This is a genomic window from Anaeromyxobacter sp., from assembly GCA_016718565.1.
Taxonomy (GTDB): domain Bacteria; phylum Myxococcota; class Myxococcia; order Myxococcales; family Anaeromyxobacteraceae; genus JADKCZ01.
In genome coordinates, this window is the sequence record JADKCZ010000003.1 from 266,188 (window position 1) to 283,657 (window position 17,470).

At 74.8% G+C, this 17,470-nt stretch carries 18 protein-coding genes; 7 read left to right on the forward strand and 11 right to left on the reverse strand.

Features of this window, described 5'->3' with window-relative positions; translation table 11 throughout:
* Positions 1-4 precede the first annotated feature (4 nt).
* Entirely contained in the window at positions 5-388 is a 384-nt protein-coding gene (locus IPO09_11300; GenBank protein ID MBK9517922.1) for a response regulator, read from the reverse strand.
* A gap of 92 nt (positions 389-480) precedes the next feature.
* Between IPO09_11300 and IPO09_11305 the strand changes: the two genes are divergently transcribed.
* From IPO09_11305 to IPO09_11315, 3 genes are all read left to right on the forward strand, one after another.
* Entirely contained in the window at positions 481-1,899 is a 1,419-nt protein-coding gene (locus IPO09_11305) for a glutamate--tRNA ligase (GenBank protein ID MBK9517923.1), read from the forward strand.
* Between the two features lie 165 nt (positions 1,900-2,064).
* A complete protein-coding gene (locus IPO09_11310; GenBank protein MBK9517924.1) occupies positions 2,065-3,465 on the forward strand; it encodes a NapC/NirT family cytochrome c in 1,401 nt (466 codons plus the stop codon).
* A gap of 84 nt (positions 3,466-3,549) precedes the next feature.
* The gene (locus tag IPO09_11315) at positions 3,550-4,455 is read left to right on the forward strand and encodes a class I SAM-dependent methyltransferase (GenBank protein MBK9517925.1); all 906 of its coding nucleotides are present in this window, start codon (positions 3,550-3,552) and stop codon (positions 4,453-4,455) included.
* A gap of 69 nt (positions 4,456-4,524) precedes the next feature.
* Here IPO09_11315 and IPO09_11320 read toward each other — a convergent pair whose 3' ends face one another.
* Positions 4,525-5,247 carry a YebC/PmpR family DNA-binding transcriptional regulator gene (locus IPO09_11320; protein ID MBK9517926.1) on the reverse strand — a complete coding sequence of 241 codons (723 nt, stop codon included), beginning with the start codon at positions 5,245-5,247 and terminating at the stop codon, positions 4,525-4,527.
* 197 nt (positions 5,248-5,444) lie between these two features.
* Here IPO09_11320 and IPO09_11325 point away from each other — a divergent pair, with 197 nt between their 5' ends.
* Positions 5,445-7,064 (forward strand): response regulator, encoded by a 1,620-nt coding sequence (locus tag IPO09_11325; GenBank protein ID MBK9517927.1) that lies wholly within the window; start codon positions 5,445-5,447, stop codon positions 7,062-7,064.
* 43 nt (positions 7,065-7,107) lie between these two features.
* On the opposite strand, the gene IPO09_11330 is transcribed toward IPO09_11325, so the two are convergent.
* Positions 7,108-7,404, reverse strand: a complete 297-nt coding sequence (locus IPO09_11330; protein ID MBK9517928.1) for a hypothetical protein — start codon at positions 7,402-7,404, stop codon at positions 7,108-7,110.
* A 162-nt stretch (positions 7,405-7,566) separates the two neighbouring features.
* Here IPO09_11330 and IPO09_11335 point away from each other — a divergent pair, with 162 nt between their 5' ends.
* Both IPO09_11335 and IPO09_11340 read left to right on the forward strand, forming a co-directional pair.
* On the forward strand, positions 7,567-7,959 hold the full coding sequence (locus IPO09_11335) for a hypothetical protein (protein ID MBK9517929.1): 393 nt from the start codon (positions 7,567-7,569) through the stop codon (positions 7,957-7,959).
* A gap of 6 nt (positions 7,960-7,965) precedes the next feature.
* Complete coding sequence (locus tag IPO09_11340) at positions 7,966-8,613, forward strand: cytochrome c biogenesis protein CcdA (GenBank protein MBK9517930.1); 648 nt, start codon at positions 7,966-7,968, stop codon at positions 8,611-8,613.
* A gap of 22 nt (positions 8,614-8,635) precedes the next feature.
* On the opposite strand, the gene IPO09_11345 is transcribed toward IPO09_11340, so the two are convergent.
* The 7 genes from IPO09_11345 to IPO09_11375 are packed head-to-tail and all read right to left on the reverse strand — an operon-like array spanning position 8,636 to position 15,566.
* Positions 8,636-9,703 (reverse strand): hypothetical protein, encoded by a 1,068-nt coding sequence (locus IPO09_11345; protein MBK9517931.1) that lies wholly within the window; start codon positions 9,701-9,703, stop codon positions 8,636-8,638.
* A complete protein-coding gene (locus tag IPO09_11350) occupies positions 9,703-10,521 on the reverse strand; it encodes a hypothetical protein (GenBank protein MBK9517932.1) in 819 nt (272 codons plus the stop codon). The genes IPO09_11345 and IPO09_11350 overlap by 1 nt, the downstream gene beginning before the upstream one ends.
* 11 nt (positions 10,522-10,532) lie before the next feature.
* Positions 10,533-11,438, reverse strand: a complete 906-nt coding sequence (locus IPO09_11355) for an ABC transporter ATP-binding protein (GenBank protein ID MBK9517933.1) — start codon at positions 11,436-11,438, stop codon at positions 10,533-10,535.
* A gap of 56 nt (positions 11,439-11,494) precedes the next feature.
* On the reverse strand, positions 11,495-12,337 hold the full coding sequence (locus IPO09_11360) for an ABC transporter permease subunit (GenBank protein ID MBK9517934.1): 843 nt from the start codon (positions 12,335-12,337) through the stop codon (positions 11,495-11,497).
* Positions 12,338-12,351: 14 nt separating this feature from the next.
* Positions 12,352-13,272, reverse strand: coding sequence for an ABC transporter permease subunit (locus IPO09_11365; protein MBK9517935.1), 921 nt, complete (start codon positions 13,270-13,272; stop codon positions 12,352-12,354).
* A gap of 40 nt (positions 13,273-13,312) precedes the next feature.
* Entirely contained in the window at positions 13,313-14,410 is a 1,098-nt protein-coding gene (potA, locus tag IPO09_11370; GenBank protein MBK9517936.1) for a polyamine ABC transporter ATP-binding protein, read from the reverse strand.
* A gap of 28 nt (positions 14,411-14,438) precedes the next feature.
* A complete protein-coding gene (locus IPO09_11375) occupies positions 14,439-15,566 on the reverse strand; it encodes a polyamine ABC transporter substrate-binding protein (protein ID MBK9517937.1) in 1,128 nt (375 codons plus the stop codon).
* Positions 15,567-15,735: 169 nt separating this feature from the next.
* Between IPO09_11375 and IPO09_11380 the strand changes: the two genes are divergently transcribed.
* Positions 15,736-16,404 carry a glutathione S-transferase gene (locus IPO09_11380; protein MBK9517938.1) on the forward strand — a complete coding sequence of 223 codons (669 nt, stop codon included), beginning with the start codon at positions 15,736-15,738 and terminating at the stop codon, positions 16,402-16,404.
* A 15-nt stretch (positions 16,405-16,419) separates the two neighbouring features.
* On the opposite strand, the gene hemH is transcribed toward IPO09_11380, so the two are convergent.
* The gene (gene hemH / locus IPO09_11385) at positions 16,420-17,460 is read right to left on the reverse strand and encodes a ferrochelatase (protein MBK9517939.1); all 1,041 of its coding nucleotides are present in this window, start codon (positions 17,458-17,460) and stop codon (positions 16,420-16,422) included.
* Between the last annotated feature and the right edge of the window lie 10 nt (positions 17,461-17,470).

A 17,470-nucleotide genomic window follows, 5' to 3' on the forward strand; every position in this document is an offset into this window, starting at 1 on the left:
CCGGCTAGAGGCCGGAGGAGCCGATGGCGCGGGCCACCAGCTGGACCGCCGCGGCCGGGTCGAAGGGCTTCTTCAGGATCTCGTCGGCCCCGATGCGCCGGTAGGTCTCGACCTCCTTGTCGCCGATGCGCGAGCTCATCAGCACCAGGTAGGTCTTCTTCCAGTGCGGGTGGGCCTTGATGAGCCGGCACACGTCGGCCCCGTTCAGCTTGGGCATGTAGATGTCGAGCAGCAGGGCGTCCGGGTCGGCCGAGGCCATCTTGCGGAAGACCTCCTCGCCGTCGCTGGCGGCGGCCACGGCGTAGCCGCCCTCCTCGAAGGCCGCGGTGAGCGCGTCGATCACCGCCTGCGAGTCGTCCACCACCAGGACGGTCTTCTTCCGGGCCATCGGTCCCCCCTTATACCTCGCCGGCCCGACCCGGTGTGAGCGGGCCCCGGGCCCGCGCCGGGGGCCGCGCCCCGTGGTAGATCACGCCGGTCATGACCACCCCACCCCGCGTCCGCTTCGCCCCCTCCCCCACCGGCTACCTGCACATCGGGGGCGCCCGCACGGCGCTCTTCAACTGGCTCTGGGCGCGCAAGACCGGCGGCACCTTCCTCCTGCGCATCGAGGACACCGACAAGGAGCGCTCCACCCAGCAGGCGGTGGAGGCCATCTTCGACGGGATGCGCTGGCTGGGGCTGGACTGGGACGAGGGGCCGGGCAGGCCGGGCCGGAGCGGCCCGTACTTCCAGACCGAGCGGCTCGAGCTCTACCGGGCCCACGCCGAGCGGCTCATCGGGGAGGGCAAGGCCTACGCCTGCACCTGCACCCGCGAGGAGCTGGACGCCGGGCGCGCCCGGGCCGAGGCCGCCAAGGTGCAGTACCGCTACCCCGGCACCTGCCGCGACAAGGCCTACGACCGCTCGCAGCGCCACGTCATCCGCTTCCGCATGCCCGACCACGGCGCCACCGGCTGGGACGACCTGGTGAAGGGGCCCATCTCCACGCCGCACGAGACGCTGCAGGACGAGGTCATCCTGCGCAGCGACGGCGTCCCCCTCTACAACTTCGGCGTGGTGGTGGATGACGTCACCATGGGCATCACCCTGGTGGCCCGCGGCGACGACCACGTCAACAACACGGCCCGCCAGATCCTCATGTACCAGGGGCTGGGCGCCGGCCTGCCGGTCTTCGCCCACCTGCCCATGATCCTGGGGGCCGACGGCAAGCGGCTCTCCAAGCGCCACGGCGCCACCAGCGTCACCGACTACCGGGACATGGGCTACCTGCCCCAGGCGCTGGCCAACTACCTGGTGCGCCTGGGCTGGTCGCACGGGGACCAGGAGATCTTCACCATGGAGGAGCTGGTCCAGTACTTCGACTGGGCCCAGGTGGGCGCCACCGCCGGCGTGTTCAACCTGGACAAGATGCTCTGGGTGAACCACCAGTGGCTGCGGGCGCTCTCCGACGACGACCTGGCGCGCGGCGCCCTGCCCTTCTTCCGCACCGCCGGGCTGCCGGCCCAGGACGACCAGAAGCTGCGCCTGGTGGTGCGCCAGCTGCGCGAGCGGGCCAAGAGCTTCGCCGAGATCGTGGCGCAGGCCCGCGCCTTCTACGCCCCCATCCAGCTCGACCCCAAGGCGGCGCTGAAGTTCCTCACCCCGGAGACCAGGCCGCTCCTCCAGGCCATCCGCGACGGCCTGGCCGGCCTGGAGGCCCCCGACGCCCCCCAGCTCGAGGCGCTCTTCGACCAGGTGGCCGCCGCGCGCGGCCTGGGCCTCGGCAAGGTGGCCCAGCCGGTGCGGGTGGCCCTCACCGGCGGCACCGCGTCGCCGGGGATCCACGACGTGGTGCTGATCCTGGGCCGGGCCGAGTCGCTGGCCCGCCTCGACGCGGCGCTGGCAGGCATCCCGTAGCCCGGGCGGCGCCACCCCGGGTGGGCGCCACCCGCCGACCACCCGCCCGACCCGGCCGCCCCTCGTCGCCCGGGACGGCCCCTGCGGCACAATCTCCCCCCGGCGCGCCCCGGGACGTGGCACCGTCCCCGGGGTACCGGCCCGAAGGGCCAGCAGGGGGACCCCATGAAGCGGCTGCTCAGCGACCTGACCCGCACCCGGCTCGGCCTGGCCGGCGCGTTCCTGGCCACCGTCACCGGCCTGCTGCTGGTGACCCTGCTGGTGCTGTCGCTGGCCGGCTTCGAGGGCGGGCCCTACTTCGGGCTGCTGGCCTTCATGCTCCTGCCCGCCCTCTTCGTGGCCGGCCTGCTGCTCATCCCGGCCGGCGCCTGGCTGGAGCGGCGCCGCATCGCCCACGGCGGCGCCCCGTCCCCGCCGCTGCCGGTGCTCGACCTGAACGACGTCTCCTCGCGCCGCAAGGTCCTCTGGATCGCCGGGCTCACGGTCATCAACGTCATCGTGGTGGCGGTGGCCACCTACCGCGGCGTGCACGCCATGGAGTCGCCGGCCTTCTGCGGCTCCTGCCACACCGTGATGGACCCGGAGTTCTCCGCCTACTCCCGCTCGCCGCACCAGCGGGTGCGCTGCGTCGAGTGCCACATCGGGCCGGGCGCCTCCTGGTTCGTGAAGTCCAAGCTCTCCGGCTCCTGGCAGATGATCTCGGTCATGCTGCACCTCTACCCCACGCCCATCCCCACCCCCGTGGAGAACCTCCGCCCGGCGCGCGACACCTGCGAGCAGTGCCACTGGCCCACCAAGTTCGTGGGCGACCGGCTCAAGGTGCTGACCCACCACGACGAGGACGAGGCCAGCACGCCCACGAAGACGGTGCTGGTGCTGCGGGTGGGCGGGCTAGGGGCCGGCGGCGGCCAGGGCATCCACCACCACGTCAGCCCGGGCGTGGTGGTCCGCTACCAGGCCGACGCCCGGCGCGAGGTCATGGGGGCCGTCGAGGTGACCCACGCCGACGGGACCCGCCTCACCTACCTGCCCAAGGCCGGGACCCCGCCGGCCAGCCCGGACGGCGAGTGGCGCACCATGGACTGCATCGACTGCCACAACCGGCCCACCCACCAGTTCCGGGGCGCCGAGTGGGAGCTCGACCAGGCGCTGGAGTCCGGCCGCGTCGACCGCACCCTCCCCTTCCTGCGGCGGGAGGGGCTGAAGGCCATGACCGCGCCCTACGGATCGCCGGCCGAGGCGCGGCAGGGCATCGAGGCGGCCCTGGCCGCCTTCTACGCCCGGGAGCGGCCCGAGGTGCTGGCGCAGCGCGGGCCGGCCGTGACGGCCGCGGCCGCCGAGCTGGCCGAGGCCTGGGCCCGCAACGTCTGGCCGCAGATGAAGATCACCTGGGGCACCTACCCCTCGCAGCTCGGCCACGTCGCCACCCCCGGCTGCTTCCGCTGCCACGACGAGGAGCACGCCACCGCCGAGGGCAAGGTCCTCTCGCAGGACTGCGGCCTGTGCCACACCCTGCTGGCCGACGGCGAGCACGACCCGGCCATCCTGAAGCAGCTGTCGCCGTAGCGTCGGGCCGGGGCCGCCCGGCGCCGCGGCCCCTCGGGCGCGGGCTTTACCCGGGCGGACCGGCGTGGCAAGAGAGCGGCCCCCATGGCCACCTCCAGGACCCGCCCGCCGCCGAGCCCCACCCGCGCCCCCGCCCGGCGCGGCGCCGCCGCTGCCGCCGGTCCGGCGCGCCCGCGCCCGCGCCCGCCGCGGCCCGGCCGCGCCGCCGCGCCGGGGGTGGACCGCCACGTGCTCTACGCGCGCGCGGTGCAGCACGCCGACAGCGAGCTCGAGCTGCTGGAGTGGGTGGCGCGGCGGGCCGGGCGGCCGGCCCAGTCGCTGCGCGAGGACTTCTGCGGCACGGCGCTGCTGGCCTCCAGCTGGATCGGGCGCGGCCCGCGCCGCACCGCCACCGCGGTGGACCTCGACCCGGAGGTGCTGGCCTGGGCCAGGACCCACCGGCTGCCCGCCCTGGGGCCCAGGGCCGGACGCCTCCGCCTGGTCCAGGCCGACGTGCGCCGGGGGCCGCGCGGCCCGTTCGACGCCGTGCTGGCCCTCAACTTCAGCTACCAGGTCTTCACCACCCGGGAGGCGCTGCGCGGCTACCTGGCCTCGGCGCGCCGCGCCCTGGCGCCCGGCGGGGTGATGGTGCTCGACGCCTTCGGCGGCTGGCTGGCCCAGAAGCCGCTCACCGAGCGGCGCCGCATCGCCGGCGGGGTCACCTACGTCTGGCAGCAGGAGGCCTTCGACCCCATCACCCACCGCCTCCGCTGCGCCATCCACTTCCAGCTGCCCGGCGGCCAGCGGCTGCGGCGCGCCTTCACCTACGACTGGCGGCTCTGGACGCTGCCCGAGCTGACCGAGCTCATGGCGGAGGCCGGGTTCGAGGGGGTCGAGGTGCTCTGGGACCCCACGCCCCAGGAGTCGGACCCGGCCTGGGAGCCGCGCCGCGCCGCCGACAACCAGCCGGGCTTCCTGGCCTACGTCACCGGGCGGCGCCCGCGGCGCTGAGCGCCGCCGCCGCGGCCCTGGCCCCCCACCGATCCGGGCCCAGGGGCGGAGGCCGGCCGGGCCGGCCGCTCAGGCCAGGTTGTGGAAGACCCGCTGGACGTCGTCGTCCTGCTCCAGCGCGTCCACCAGCTCCAGCACCTCCTTGGCCTGCTCCTCCGGGAGGGTCACCGGGTTCTGCGGCACGTACTCCAGCTCGGCGGAGATGACCGGCAGCTTGCGCTCCTCCAGCGCCGCCTGCATGGCCCCGAAGCTGGCGAAGGCGCAGCGGATGACCAGCTGCTTCTCGCCCTTCTCGCCGGTCCCCTCGCCCAGCTCCTCCAGCCCGTGGTCGATGAGGTCGAGCTCGAGGGCGTCTGGGTCGAGCCCCTCCGGCGCCAGCCGGAAGGCGCCCATCTTCTGGAACTGGAAGGCCACGCTGCCGGTGGTCCCCATGTTGCCGCCGTGGTTCTTGAACCCCACCCGCACGTTGGCCACCGTGCGGACCACGTTGTCGGTGGCCGTCTCCACCACCACCGCCACGCCGTGGGGCGCGTAGCCCTCGTAGAGCACCACCTCGTAGGCCTGCTGGTCCTGGCCCGAGGCGCGCTTGATGGCGCCCTCCACCTTGTCCTTCGGCATGTTGGCGCCGCGGGCGTTCTGCAGGGCGCGGCGCAGGGCCGCGTTGGTGTCCGGGCTGGGGCCGCCGGCCTTCACCGCGATGACGATGTCCTTGCTGATGCGCGTGAAGACCTTCGCCATCTTGTTCCAGCGGGCGAACATCGTGGCCTTGCGCGTCTCGAAGATGCGTCCCATGGGCTCCTCTCGCCGGGGGGGCCCGGCGCCGCCGGCAGCTCCCCCCCGCATGGGCGGATAGCCCACCCCCCGCTCTTCTGCAAGCGTCCGCTTCGACCGGCCGGACCGGGATTGGATCGACGCCGGCGCCCGGCGCTTGGTACCCTCCGTCCCCGTGCCTGCAGCGCCACCCCAAGGCGCCAGGCGCCAGGAGCGGCATGCCGGAGCAGGAGTCCAGCGCGGGCCAGCCGGACGACAGCAGCTCGCGCCAGCTGGCCGAGGAGCGGCTGCGCCAGTCCGAGGAGAAGTTCTCCAAGGTCTTCCTGACCATCCCCGACACCCTGGTGGTGACCCGCGCCGGCGACGGCCTGCTGCTGGACGCCAACCCCGGCTTCGAGCTGGCCACCGGCTGGCCGCGCCAGGACGCGGTGGGCCGCTCCACCCTGGCCCTGGCCCTGTGGGCCGACCCGGCGGAGCGGACCCACATGGTGGAGCGGCTGGCCGCCGGGGGCGAGGTGCTGTACCAGCCGTTCACCTTCCGCCGGCGCAGCGGCGCCCTGCGGGAGGGGGTCTACTCGGCCCGCGCCGTGACCCTGGGCGGCGAGGCCTGCGTCCTCTTCTGCATGCAGGACGTCACCGAGCGGCGCCGCCTGGAGGCGGCCCACGCCGACATGGAGGCGCAGCTCCGCCAGGCCCAGAAGCTGGAGGCCGTGGGCCAGGTGGCCGGGGGGGTGGCCCACGACTTCAACAACCTCCTCACCGTCCAGGTGGCCGGGCTGGCGACGCTGGAGGAGATGGCCGGCCTGCCCGAGGAGGCGCGCGAGGTGGTCGGCGAGATCCGCGAGGCGGCGCGCGCGGCCGCCGGGCTGACCCGCCAGCTGCTGGCCTTCAGCCGCCGCCAGGTGCTGCAGCCGCGGCGCGCCGACCTGGCCGAGGTGCTGCGCTCCTTCCTCAAGATGGTGCGCCGGGTGCTGCGCGAGGACGTGGTGCTCGAGCTGCGGCTGGGCGGCGAGCCGCTCTGGCTGGACGCCGACGTGGGCATGCTGGAGCAGGTGCTCATGAACCTGGCGGTCAACGCCCGCGACGCCATGCCGGACGGGGGTCGCCTGGTGGTGGCCGCCGACCTGGTGGCGCTCGGCGAGGCGGCCGCGGCCCTCCACCCCGAGGCCCGGGTCGGCCGCTTCGTGCAGCTGGCCGTCAGCGACTCCGGCCACGGCATGGACCAGGCCACCCAGCGCCGCATCTTCGAGCCCTTCTTCACCACCAAGCCGCACGGCCAGGGCAGCGGGCTCGGGCTGGCCACCGCCTACGGCATCGTCAAGCAGCACGGCGGCTGGATCGAGGTGGTGAGCCGGCCCGGGGCCGGCGCCACCTTCCTGGTCCACTACCCGGCCGCCGAGGCCCCCCTGGTCCAGGCCATGACGCCGGTCCCCCAGGCGGCGGCGCTCCCCCGCGGCGCCGGGCAGCGGGTGCTGCTGGCCGAGGACGAGCCCGCGGTGCGACGCTCGCTCTGCTCCTGGCTCGGCCGCCTCGGCTACCAGGTGACGGAGGCGGCCGACGGCGCCGCGGCGGAGCAGGCCTGGCGGGCCGAGCCGGGCGCCTTCCACCTGCTGCTCACCGACCTGGTCATGCCGGGCGGGACCAGCGGCCTGGAGCTGGTGCGCCGGCTGCGCGCCGAGGACCCGGGGCTGCCGGCGCTCGTCATGTCGGGCCACGGCCCCGACCTGGCGGCCGGCCTGCCCACCGGGGTCGGCTTCCTGCCGAAGCCCTGGGCGCCGGAGGAGCTGGCGCGCGCCATCCACCGCGAGCTGCGCCGCCGCCCAGGCGCAGGGGGCTAGCCCGGGGCGGGAGCCCCGCCCGGGCGCCGGGCCGACCGCCCGCTCAGGGCCGCGGCGGCGGCCAGACGGTGGCCTCGCCGTTGGCGTCCACCTTCACCTTGAGGTGCCCCGGCCCCCGCCAGACGCTGCCGGCGATGACGCGCGCCGGCACCCACGGGTAGAGGGCGCGGGTGGCCTCGGTGGTGAAGACCGCGGGCGAGGCCACCGGCGCGTCGGGCACCGCCGCCGGGACGCCCGCCTCGGTGACGGGGATGGGCGCCGGCCGCTGCTGGGCCGCGCCCCGGGGTCCGCGCCGCTGGCGCCGGGCCCCGCGGGCCTGCCGCTTTCCACTGCGTTCCATGCCGTTCAAGATGAGGATGCTCCGTTTCGCCAGGAAGGCCTTCGGCGAGTCATTACCACGGTCTGGCCCGGTCCTGAACCCTCCACCCGCTCCCCGAACCCTCCGCGGCGCCCCAGGCTCCCACGGGTCGCCCCTCACCCCGGAGCCGCCATGTCCGCCCCCGTGTCCGCCCTCGCCCTCCTCCTCGCCCTCTCGGGCGCCGCCTGCGCCCGCAGCGACGCCTCGGGCGCGGCGACCGCCCCGGCCCTGCCCGCCGCCGGCGCCAGCCACGCCGCCACCGGCCAGCTGCCGCGGCTGATCTTCTTCATGAACCCCAACGGCCCCCCCTGCCAGATGCAGGACCAGATCCTCCAGGGCATGGCCAGCTCGCTCCAGGGGCGCGCCGAGGTGGTCTACTACCGCACCACCGACGGCAACGACCTGCAGCGCTTCCAGCAGTACGGCGTCCGGTCGCTGCCGCTGCTGGTGGTGACCGACGCCTCCGGTCGCGAGCTGCGCCGCGCCACGCCCGGCATCCAGTCGCCGCCGCAGGTCATGTCGCTCCTGGCCCCCTGACCCGCCATGGAGCTCGGCCTCTCGACCCTGGCGCTCACCTTCGGCGCCGGGCTGGCCAGCGTGGCCAGCCCGTGCGTGCTGCCGGTGGTGCCGCTCATCGTCACCGGCACCGCCGAGGAGCACCGCTCGCGGCCCGCCCTGGTGGTGGTGGGCATCGCGCTGAGCTTCGTGGCCATGGGGGTCCTCACCAGCCTCTTCGGCGCCGTCATCGGCCCCGCCCTGCCGGCGCTCGAGAAGGTGGTGGGGGTGCTGGTGCTGGTCTTCGGGCTGCTCCTGCTGGCCGACGTCAACCTCTTCAAGCGGCTGGGCTGGCTGCAGCGCCTCCAGCCGTCGGTGGGGGGGCGCTGGTCCGGCCTGGTCATGGGGCTGAGCCTGGGGCTGGTCTGGATCCCCTGCGTCGGCCCCATGCTCTCGTCGGTGCTGGCCACGGTGGCCGCCGAGGGGACCCTCTCGGCCGGGGTGCTGCTGCTGCTGGTCTACTCGGCCGGCTTCGCGGTGCCCATGCTGCTGGTGGGCTACGGCTCGCAGGCGCTGCGCCGCCGCATCCGCGCCATCTCCGGCCGGCCGCTGGTGGTGCGCTGGGCCTCCGGCCTGCTGCTGGTGGCCTTCGGCCTGGTGATCCTCGACAAGGGGATGCTCTTCGCCGGGATGTAGGCCGGCCGGGAGGGCCCGCGGCTCAGGGCGGCGGCGCGGGCGCGGACGCCCCGGCGCAGCCCTCGAACCAGCGCTCCAGCGAGTCGGCCGGCAGGGCCAGCTCCAGCGAGAAGCGCCCGTCCTCGTCCACCACCCGCGCCGCGTCGAGCAGGTCGGCCAGCCGGGCGTCGCCGGTGGCCTGGGCCTGCAGCCGCCCGGCCGCGATGGCCCCGCCCAGCGAACGGGCCAGGTCGGAGAGGGCCGCCCCGTCCTCGCCGTTGACCCGCACCACCGCCGCCACGTCCTGCATGGCGTCCACGTGCAGCTCCACCCGGCTGGCCGCGGCGGCCAGCCGGGCGCCCAGCTCGGCGTCCCGGCTCGAGAAGAGCCGCTGCACCGCCGCGCCGGGGATGACCCCGTACACCTCGCCGTAGGCCAGGTCCCCGTCGAGCGGCGGCGGGGCCTCGGCCCGGCCCTCCAGCTGGTCCACCGCCAGGCGCGCCGCGGCCTCGTCCGGAGAGAAGACCACCACCTGGTCGCGCCAGCGGGCCAGCACCGGCGCGCCGGCCTTGCCGCGGTCGCGGTAGAGCCGCCCCTCGTCGCCGTAGGGCGTGGCCTCGGCCTGCTGCTCCAGCCGCTCCCAGTGCGCCGCGTCGAAGGTGCCCGAGATCACCACCGCGTCGCCGGCGAAGCCCACCCGGTCCACGTCCTTGAGGACGTCCAGGCCGGTCTCGCGCGAGAGCCCGGCGAAGAAGTCCGGGTCCTTGGCCAGGGCGCAGCGGATGAAGAGCTCGCCGAGCCGGGAGTGGCGCAGGGCGTTGGCCTCGAAGATCACCACCGGCTCCCCCGGCGCGGCCGGCAGCGCGGTCAGGAACGGGTCGCGGCGCGGCGCAGGTGGAGACGGCTCGGCGCCGGGAGCGGCCGTGGCGGGGGCCGCCGCCGGCGGCAGGGTGCGCCGCTCGGTGACCCGGCGCCGCTCCGCCTCCCGCAGCCTCCGGGGGAAGGCCACCGGCGCCAGCGGCCGCTCGGGGGGCTCCTCCACCAGGGCCAGCAGGCCGGCGGCGGCGGCCAGCAGCAGCGCCGCCAGCGCGAGCCAGGTGCGGCGGCGCATCAGAAGTCCTTCCGGTCGAAGAGGGTCAGGGCCACCAGCAGCACCGCGGCCGAGAAGAGGGCCGCGCCGCCGAGCTGGGCGGCCAGGAGCCACGGCGCCGCCGGCCGCCCCTCGGCCAGCCGCCCGGCGTGCTCGGCCAGGCCGGTCAGCCGCGGCAGCGGCGCGGTGAGGGCCAGGAACAGGCTGCGGCCCCACCCCGCCGAGAAGAGCGGCGCCAGCTCGGCCCGCTGGCCGGCCACCACGAAGGCCGCCAGGGCCGCGCCGCCGGCCGCGCCGGAGAGGGCCGCCGAGCGGACCAGCACCGCCGCCAGCAGCATGACGGCGTAGACCGCCGCGAAGCCCGCCACCCCGAGCAGGGCCGCCGCGGCCGGCGCCCACCCGAAGAGGCCGGTCTTGAAGAGGATGATGAGCGAGAGCCCGACGCCGCCGTAGAGCGCCCCCCCGGCCAGGAGCAGCAGCACCCCGAGGTAGGTGCCGAGCAGCAGCTCGGCGCGCCGCAGCGGCAGCGCCAGCAGCTGCTCGATGCGCCCGGGCGCCAGCGCCGCCGGCGCGAAGTCGGCGCAGGCCAGCACGCCGACCACGGCGCCGCCGTAGAAGACCGCGTAGGCCACCCCGGTGAAGAGCGGCCGGAGCGCCACGTCGGCCGGGCGGATGTCGCGCCCGGCGCGGCTGCCCAGGAAGCGCGAGGCGGCCAGGGCGCCGTCCACCACCTCCAGCTCCAGCCCGAAGGCCACCAGCAGGAGCAGCCCGGTGGTGCCGAGCGCCAGCGCCAGCACCCAGCGGCGCGAGCGCGCCTCGCGCAGCAGGTCCAGGGCCACCAGCAGGGCGTTCACGGGCGCCCCGACACGGCGGCCGCCAGCGCCGCCTCCAGGTCCTGGCCCTCGGCGGCCACCTCCACCAGCAGGGCGCCGGCGGCGCGGGCGGCGTCGAGGGCGGCGTTCAGGGCGGCCACGTCGCCCAGGAACCGCAGCGCGGCCCCCTCCCCCGGGAGGAAGCCGGCGCCCGCCAGCGCCGCCGGCGGCGCCCCGGCGGAGAAGCGGACGCGCCAGGCCGCGCCGGAGGCGGCCAGCGCCTCCAGCGGCCCCTGGCGCACCAGCCGCCCGGCCACCAGCACGCCGAAGCGCCCGCACACCCGCTCGGTCTCGGCCAGCAGGTGCGAGTTGAGGAGCAGCGTGGCGCCGCGGGCCAGGGCGCGCGCCAGCAGCCCGCGCACCTCCACCCGGCCCATGGGGTCGAGCCCGTCGGTGGGCTCGTCGAGCACCAGCAGCTCCGGGTCGCCCAGCAGGGCGGTGGCCAGCCCGACCCGCTGGCGCATCCCCTTGGAGAAGCCGCCCACCGCCCGGGTGGCCTCGGCGGCGATGCCCACCGCCTCCAGGTGGCCGAGCAGCTGCGCCCGCCCCAGGCCGAGCCGCTTGAAGCGGGCCACCGAGCCGAGCACCTCCAGCGGCGTCCAGGCCCGCGCCAGCTCCAGCCGCTCCGGCAGGTAGCCCACCCGGGCGCGCACCCGCGGGTCCTGCGGGTCGCCGCCCAAGAGCCGGATGCGCCCGGCGCTGGGGTGGACCACCCCCAGCAGCGCCTTCACGAAGGTGGTCTTGCCGGCCCCGTTGGGGCCGATGAGGCCGAAGGCCGCGCCGGCCGGCACCTGCAGGTCCACCCCGCCCAGCGCCAGCGGCCCGGGGCGGCCGAAGCGCCCCGGGTACCGCTTGGTGAGCCCCTCCGCCTCGATGGCCAGCACGCCCCCATCTTACGCCAGGACGGGCCGGGCATTTCGCGGAGGGGGGAGGCGGCCGCTCAGCCCGGCCGGCGCTGCGCCGCCAGCAGCTCGGCGGTGCGCCGCCGCTCGGCGCGGGCCATGAGCACGCTGGCCACCGTCACCCCCACCGTGACCAGCAGGATGATGATGGTGGCGGCGGCGTTGATGTCGGGGCGCTGGCCCAGGCGGGCGCGCGAGAAGATCACCAGCGGCAGGGTGGTGGCGCCCGGCCCCGAGAGGAAGGCCGAGAGCACCACGTCGTCGAGCGAGAGCGTGAAGGTGAGCAGCCAGGCCGAGACCAGCGCCTGGGCCATGAGCGGCAGGGTCACCAGCAGGAAGACCTGGATGGGCCGCGCCCCCAGGTCGGCGGCGGCCTCCTCCAGCGCCGGGTTCATGCCCTGCAGGCGCGCCTGGATCACCACCGTGGCGTAGGCCAGCCCCAGCAGGACGTGGCCCAGCCAGATGGTGAGCAGGCCACGCTCCGGGAACCCGAGCCAGCGCTGCACCGACACCAGCATGAGCAGGAGCGACAGCCCCAGGATCACCTCGGGCATCACCAGCGGCGCCGTCACCATGCCCGAGAGCAGGGTGCGGCCGGTGAAGCGCCGGTAGCGCACCAGCGCCACCGCGGCCAGGGTGCCCAGCAGCACCGAGGCGCAGGCGGTGTAGGCGGCGATCTCCACCGAGAGCCAGAAGGCCCCCAGCAGCTCCTCGTCCCCCGCCAGCTGCCGGTACCAGCGCAGCGAGGCGCCGCCCCACACCGAGGTCAGGCGGGAGTCGTTGAAGGAGTAGACCACCAGCGCGGCCAAGGGCAGGTAGAGGAAGAGGAAGCCGGCCGCCAGCCAGCCCCGGCCGAAGCCGCGCAGGACGCCCGCGCCCAGGAGCGGCGGCCGCCTCACCGCCGCACCTCGCGGGCCTCGGCCTGGTACTTGTTGAAGAGCGCCAGCGGCACGATCACCAGCAGGATGACCAGCGCCGCCACGCTGGCCGCCATGGGCCAGTCGTTGTTGCTGAAGAACTCGTCCCACAGGACGCGCCCGATCATGAGCGTGCTCGGGCCGCCCAGCAGCTCGGGGATGACGAACTCGCCGATGCAGGGGATGAACACCAGCATGGCGCCGGCGATGATGCCGGCCTTGGAGAGCGGCACCGTCACCCTCCAGAAGGCCACCCAGGGCGTGGCGCCCAGGTCCGAGGCGGCCTCCAGCAGGCGCAGGTCGAGCTTGGCCAGCGTGCCGTAGAGCGGCAGCACCATGAAGGGCAGGTAGGTGTAGACCATGCCCAGCACCAGCGAGAAGGGCGTGTTCATGAACTGGCCGGGCGCCGCGATCAGCCCGAGCCAGGCCAGCGGCCCGTCCAGCCCGGCCGCCACCAGCACGCGCGCCACCCAGCCGCCCTCCATGAGGAGCCCCTTCCAGGCGTAGACGCGCAGCAGGAAGGAGGTCCAGAAGGGCAGCATCACCAGCATGAGCAGCGCCGGCTGCGCCCGCGGCCGGGCCCGCGCCATGAAGTAGGCGAAGGGGTAGCCGATGGCCAGGCACCACAGGGTGGTGGCGGCGGCGTACTTGAGGCTGGTGAGGTAGGTCAGGACGTAGAGGTCGTCCCGGAAGATGGCCAGGTAGTTGCCGAGGTTCACCGCGACGGTGAGCAGCCCGTCCTGGAAGGTGACCAGGTCCTTGAAGGTCACCTCCTCCATCTGCGAGACGCTCAGCTTGAGGATGATCAGGAACGGCAGCAGGAAGAAGACCAGCAGCCAGGCGGTGGGGATGCCGATGAGCGTGGTCCGGCCGTAGCGGCGCACCAGCGGGTGGCCGATGAGGCGGTCGAGCAGCGAGGGGGCCGGGCGGCTCACGGGGTCACTGGACCAGCACGACCTGGGCGGTGTCGGCCCAGGAGGCCCAGGCCTCCTGGCCCTCCTCGGGGGCGTCCTCGCGGAAGCGGTCCAGGTTGGTCTCGCTCACCTTGAGGGTGGCGCCGCTCCTCAGCACCAGGTGGTAGACCGAGTAGTCGCCGAAGTAGGACTTGTCGCGGATGGTGCCCTGCACCTGGTTGTGCCGGCCCAGCGGCCGCTCGTGGCTCAGCCGGATCTTCTCGGGGCGCACCGCCACCGTCACCGCCATGCCCACGGTGCCGGTGATGCCGTGGCCCACGTGGTGGCGGCAGTCGGCGCACTGGATCTCCACGAAGTCCGGCTCGTCCTCCACCACCGTGCCGTCCATCAGGTTCACGTTGCCGATGAAGTCGGCCACGAAGCGGGTGCCCGGCGTCTCGTAGACCTCGCCCGGGCGGCCCACCTGCAGCACGCACCCCTCGTTCATGACCGCCATGCGGGAGGCCATGTTCATGGCCTCCTCCTGGTCGTGGGTGACCAGGACGCAGGTCACCCCCACCTCGGTGATGATGTTGACCAGCTCGACCTGGGTCTCCTCGCGCAGCTTCTTGTCGAGGGCGCCCAGGGGCTCGTCGAGCAGCAGGAGCTGGGGCCGCTTGGCCAGGCTGCGCGCCAGCGCCACCCGCTGCTGCTGCCCGCCCGAGAGCTGGTGCGGCTTGCGCGTGGCGTAGCCCGGCAGCTGCACCAGCTTGAGCAGCGCCTCCACCCGCGCCGCCACCTCGTCGCGCGGCAGCCCCTCGCGCTTCAGGCCGAAGGCCACGTTCTCCCAGACCGTCAGGTGTGGGAAGAGCGCGTAGGACTGGAACATCATGTTGATGGGGCGCAGGTAGGGCGGCAGCGCCGAGAGCGGCTGCCCGTCGAGCAGGATCTCGCCGGCGGTGGGCGTCTCGAAGCCCGCCAGCATGCGCAAGAGCGTGGTCTTGCCGCAGCCGGACGGGCCCAGCAGGGCGAAGATCTCGCCCTTGGTGATGTCCAGGGAGACGTGGTCGACCGCCAGCGAGCCGGTGCCGAAGTCCTTCACCAGGTCCCGCAGCTGCAGGTAGGGCGGCGGCTGGGCGCTCATGGGCGGCGCGGGGGGCGCGGCGTCCGGATCAGCGGCCGGTCTTGAACTTGGTGTAGAGCCGGGTCATGTGGCGGCGGATGTCGTTGCCCAGCACGTCCGGCATGGCCATGCGCTTCATGTCCTCCGGCGAGGGGAAGACCGTCTTGTCGGCGGCCACCTCGGGGGTCACGAAGGGCAGCGAGGCCCTGTTGGGGTTGGCGTAGAAGACCTTGTTGGTCAGCCCGGCGTGCACCTCGGGGCGCAGGATGTAGTCGATGAAGCGGTGGGCGTTCCTGGGGTGCGGCGCGTCGGCCGGGATGGCCATGGCGTCCACGAAGATGATGCCGCCGGTGCTGGGGATGAGGGCCTGGATCTCCTGGCCGGTCTTCCCCTCGATGGCGCGCCGCTTGGCGATGTTGATGTCGCCGGAGTAGCCCATCACCAGGCAGAGCGAGCCGTTGGCCAGGTCGTCGATGTAGCCGGCCGAGCTGAACAGGGTGATGTGCGGGCGGATGCTGGCCAGCAGCGCCGGCACGCCGGCGTAGTCGGCCAGGTTGCGGCTGTAGGCCGGCTTGCCCAGGTAGTGCATGGCCGGCGGGATGACCTCGGTGGGCGCGTCCACCACGCTGACGCCGCAGCGCTTCAGCCTGGAGACGTACTCCGGCTTGAAGAGCAGGTCCCAGGCGTTGGCCGGCATGGGCAGGTCGCCCAGCGCCTGCTTCACCTTGCCCACGTTGATGCCGATGGTGGTGTAGCCCCACAGCCAGGGCACCACGTACTGGTTGCCGGTGTCGAGCTTGGCCAGGGCCTCCTGCAGGTCCGGGTCGAGGTTCTTCAGGTTGGGCAGGAGCGACTTGTCGAGCGGCTTGAGCAGCCCGGCCGCCGCCTGGGCCTTGGCCCAGTAGGACGACGGCACCACCACGTCGTAGCCCGACTTCCCGGCCACCAGCTTGGCGTGGAGGATCTCGTTGCTGTCGAAGTTGTCGTAGCGGACCTTGATGCCGGTCTCCTTCTCGAAGCCCGCCAGCGTGTCCTCGCCGATGTAGTCGGCCCAGTTGTAGACGTTGAGGACCTTCTTCTCCTCCGCCGCGCCGGCGGCGCCGCCGAGCAGCAGGGCGGCGGCCAGCGTGGAGCGGAGCAGGGTGGAGAGGGCGCGGCGCAGCGGCAGGGTGGGCATCTCTCTGGCCTCCGGGAGGGTGGGGAGCGGGACCGGTCCTTCATAGCGCAAGGCGGCCGGCGCGGGGAGGCCGGACGGCGCCGCCCGGTGGGGCCCGGCCCGGGGGCCGCCGCTGGCTCACTTGGGGGCCGGCGCCGCGCCGGCCCGCCGTGGGCGCTAGGGTGCCGGCATGTCCAAGCCACTCCTCACCTACTTCCCCTCCCGCGGCCGCGCCGAGCTCATCCGCCTGGTGCTGGCCGAGGCCGGCGTCGCCTACCAGGAGCACCCCATCGGCCAGGGGACGCCGCCGCGGGACGGTCGGCCCACCGACTTCCAGGCCCTCAAGGCCACCCCGCACCTGCCCTTCGGCGCCGCGCCGGTCTGGGAGGAGCCGGACGGCTTCGTCCTGGCGCAGAGCGCCGCCATCGCCAGCCACCTGGCCCGCACCCACGGGCTGCAGGGCAAGACCCTGCGGGAGGCGGCCCAGTGCGACCAGATGCTGGGCGCCTTCGACGACGTGCGGGCCGAGCTGCGCAAGCTGGCCACCGTGGCGCCGGAGGAGCGGGCCGCGCTGCGCCAGCAGCTGGCCACGCAGTTCCTGCCGCGCTGGTTCGGCTACCTCGACCGCCAGCTGCAGGCCAACCGCGGCGGCGCCGGCGGGCTGGTGGGCGACACCACCACGGTGGCCGACCTGGCGCTCTGGTACCTCATCGAGCTGTGCCAGGACAACGGCTTCGGCGCCGCCGTGGCCGCCTACCCCACCCTGGTGGCCTTCGCCGGCCGCATGATCGCGCGCCCCCGCCTGGCGGCCTGGGTGGCCTCGCCGGCGCGCCACCCCTTCGCGCCCCTGCCGAGGTAGGCGGGCACCCCTCGCTCAGGCCGTCGGCCGGGGCTCCTCCCCGGCGGTGCGCCGGAGGAGCCGCACCAGCGCCTCCACCCAGGGGTCGCTGGCGTTGAGCGAGGGCACCAGGGTGAGCTGCTCCCCGCCCGCCGCCACGAACTGCTCGCGGGCGCGCAGGCCGATCTCCTCCAGGGTCTCCAGGCAGTCGGCCACGAAGGCCGGGCAGAAGACGCACAGCCGCTTCTTCCCCTCCCGGGCCAGCTCGTCGAGCCGCAGGTCGGTGTAGGGCTTGATCCACGGGGTGCGCCCCAGGCGCGACTGGAAGCAGACGCTCCAGCTGCCCGGCTGGAGCGCCAGGCTGGCCGCCAGCGCCCGGGCGGTGGCGAAGCACTGGGCCCGGTAGCAGTCGCGGTTGGCCTCGCCCATGGCGTCGCAGCAGCCGGCCGCCTGGAGGCAGTGGCGCCCCGAGTGGTCGGAGGCCTTCACGTGGCGCTCGGGCAGGCCGTGGAAGCTGAAGAGCACGTGGTCGGGCCGCTCCCGCGTGAGCACCGGCGCGCCCACCGCCGCGAACGCCTGGATGAACCCCGGGTCGGCGTGGAAGGCCGGCAGGACCGAGACCGGCGGCACCACCGCCCGGCCGGCCAGCTCGTCGAAGACCGCCTCCACCGACGAGCCGGTGGCCGCCGACGAGTACTGCGGGTAGAGGGGCGCCACCACCAGGCGCCGCGCGCCGCCGGCCGTGAGGCGCGCCAGCGCCTGCGGGATGGAGGGCGAGCCGTAGCGCATGGCCAGCTCGACCAGGTGCCCGGGCCCCAGCGCCGCCCGCACCTTCGCCTCCAGGGCGCGCGAGTGGGTCAGCAGCGGCGAGCCCTCGCTGGTCCAGACCTTGGCGTAGGCGGCGGCGCTCTTCCTGGGGCGCAGCGGCAGGATGACCAGCTCCAGCAGCGCCGTGCGGGCCACCGGGTGGATGTCGATGACCCTGGGATCGGAGAGGAACTGGCGCAGGTAGCGGCGCACCGCGGAGGGCGTGGGGGCGTCGGGCGTGCCGAGGTTGAGGAGCAGGAAGCCGATCATGGGCGCAAGG

Excerpts from the sequence above, each read along its gene's own strand:
- IPO09_11300 (MBK9517922.1), bottom strand. The coding sequence starts at position 388 with ATGGCCCGGAAGAAGACCGTCCTGGTGGTGGACGACTCGCAGGCGGTG.
- IPO09_11345 (MBK9517931.1), bottom strand. The coding sequence starts at position 9,703 with ATGCGCCGCCGCACCTGGCTCGCGCTGGCGGCGCTGCTGCTGGCCGCC.
- IPO09_11330 (MBK9517928.1), bottom strand. The coding sequence starts at position 7,404 with ATGGAACGCAGTGGAAAGCGGCAGGCCCGCGGGGCCCGGCGCCAGCGG.
- IPO09_11320 (MBK9517926.1), bottom strand. The coding sequence starts at position 5,247 with ATGGGACGCATCTTCGAGACGCGCAAGGCCACGATGTTCGCCCGCTGG.
- IPO09_11315 (MBK9517925.1), top strand. The coding sequence starts at position 3,550 with ATGGCCACCTCCAGGACCCGCCCGCCGCCGAGCCCCACCCGCGCCCCC.
- IPO09_11325 (MBK9517927.1), top strand. The coding sequence starts at position 5,445 with ATGCCGGAGCAGGAGTCCAGCGCGGGCCAGCCGGACGACAGCAGCTCG.
- hemH (MBK9517939.1), bottom strand. The coding sequence starts at position 17,460 with ATGATCGGCTTCCTGCTCCTCAACCTCGGCACGCCCGACGCCCCCACG.
- IPO09_11380 (MBK9517938.1), top strand. The coding sequence starts at position 15,736 with ATGTCCAAGCCACTCCTCACCTACTTCCCCTCCCGCGGCCGCGCCGAG.
- IPO09_11375 (MBK9517937.1), bottom strand. The coding sequence starts at position 15,566 with ATGCCCACCCTGCCGCTGCGCCGCGCCCTCTCCACCCTGCTCCGCTCC.
- IPO09_11310 (MBK9517924.1), top strand. The coding sequence starts at position 2,065 with ATGAAGCGGCTGCTCAGCGACCTGACCCGCACCCGGCTCGGCCTGGCC.
- potA (MBK9517936.1), bottom strand. The coding sequence starts at position 14,410 with ATGAGCGCCCAGCCGCCGCCCTACCTGCAGCTGCGGGACCTGGTGAAG.
- IPO09_11340 (MBK9517930.1), top strand. The coding sequence starts at position 7,966 with ATGGAGCTCGGCCTCTCGACCCTGGCGCTCACCTTCGGCGCCGGGCTG.
- IPO09_11305 (MBK9517923.1), top strand. The coding sequence starts at position 481 with ATGACCACCCCACCCCGCGTCCGCTTCGCCCCCTCCCCCACCGGCTAC.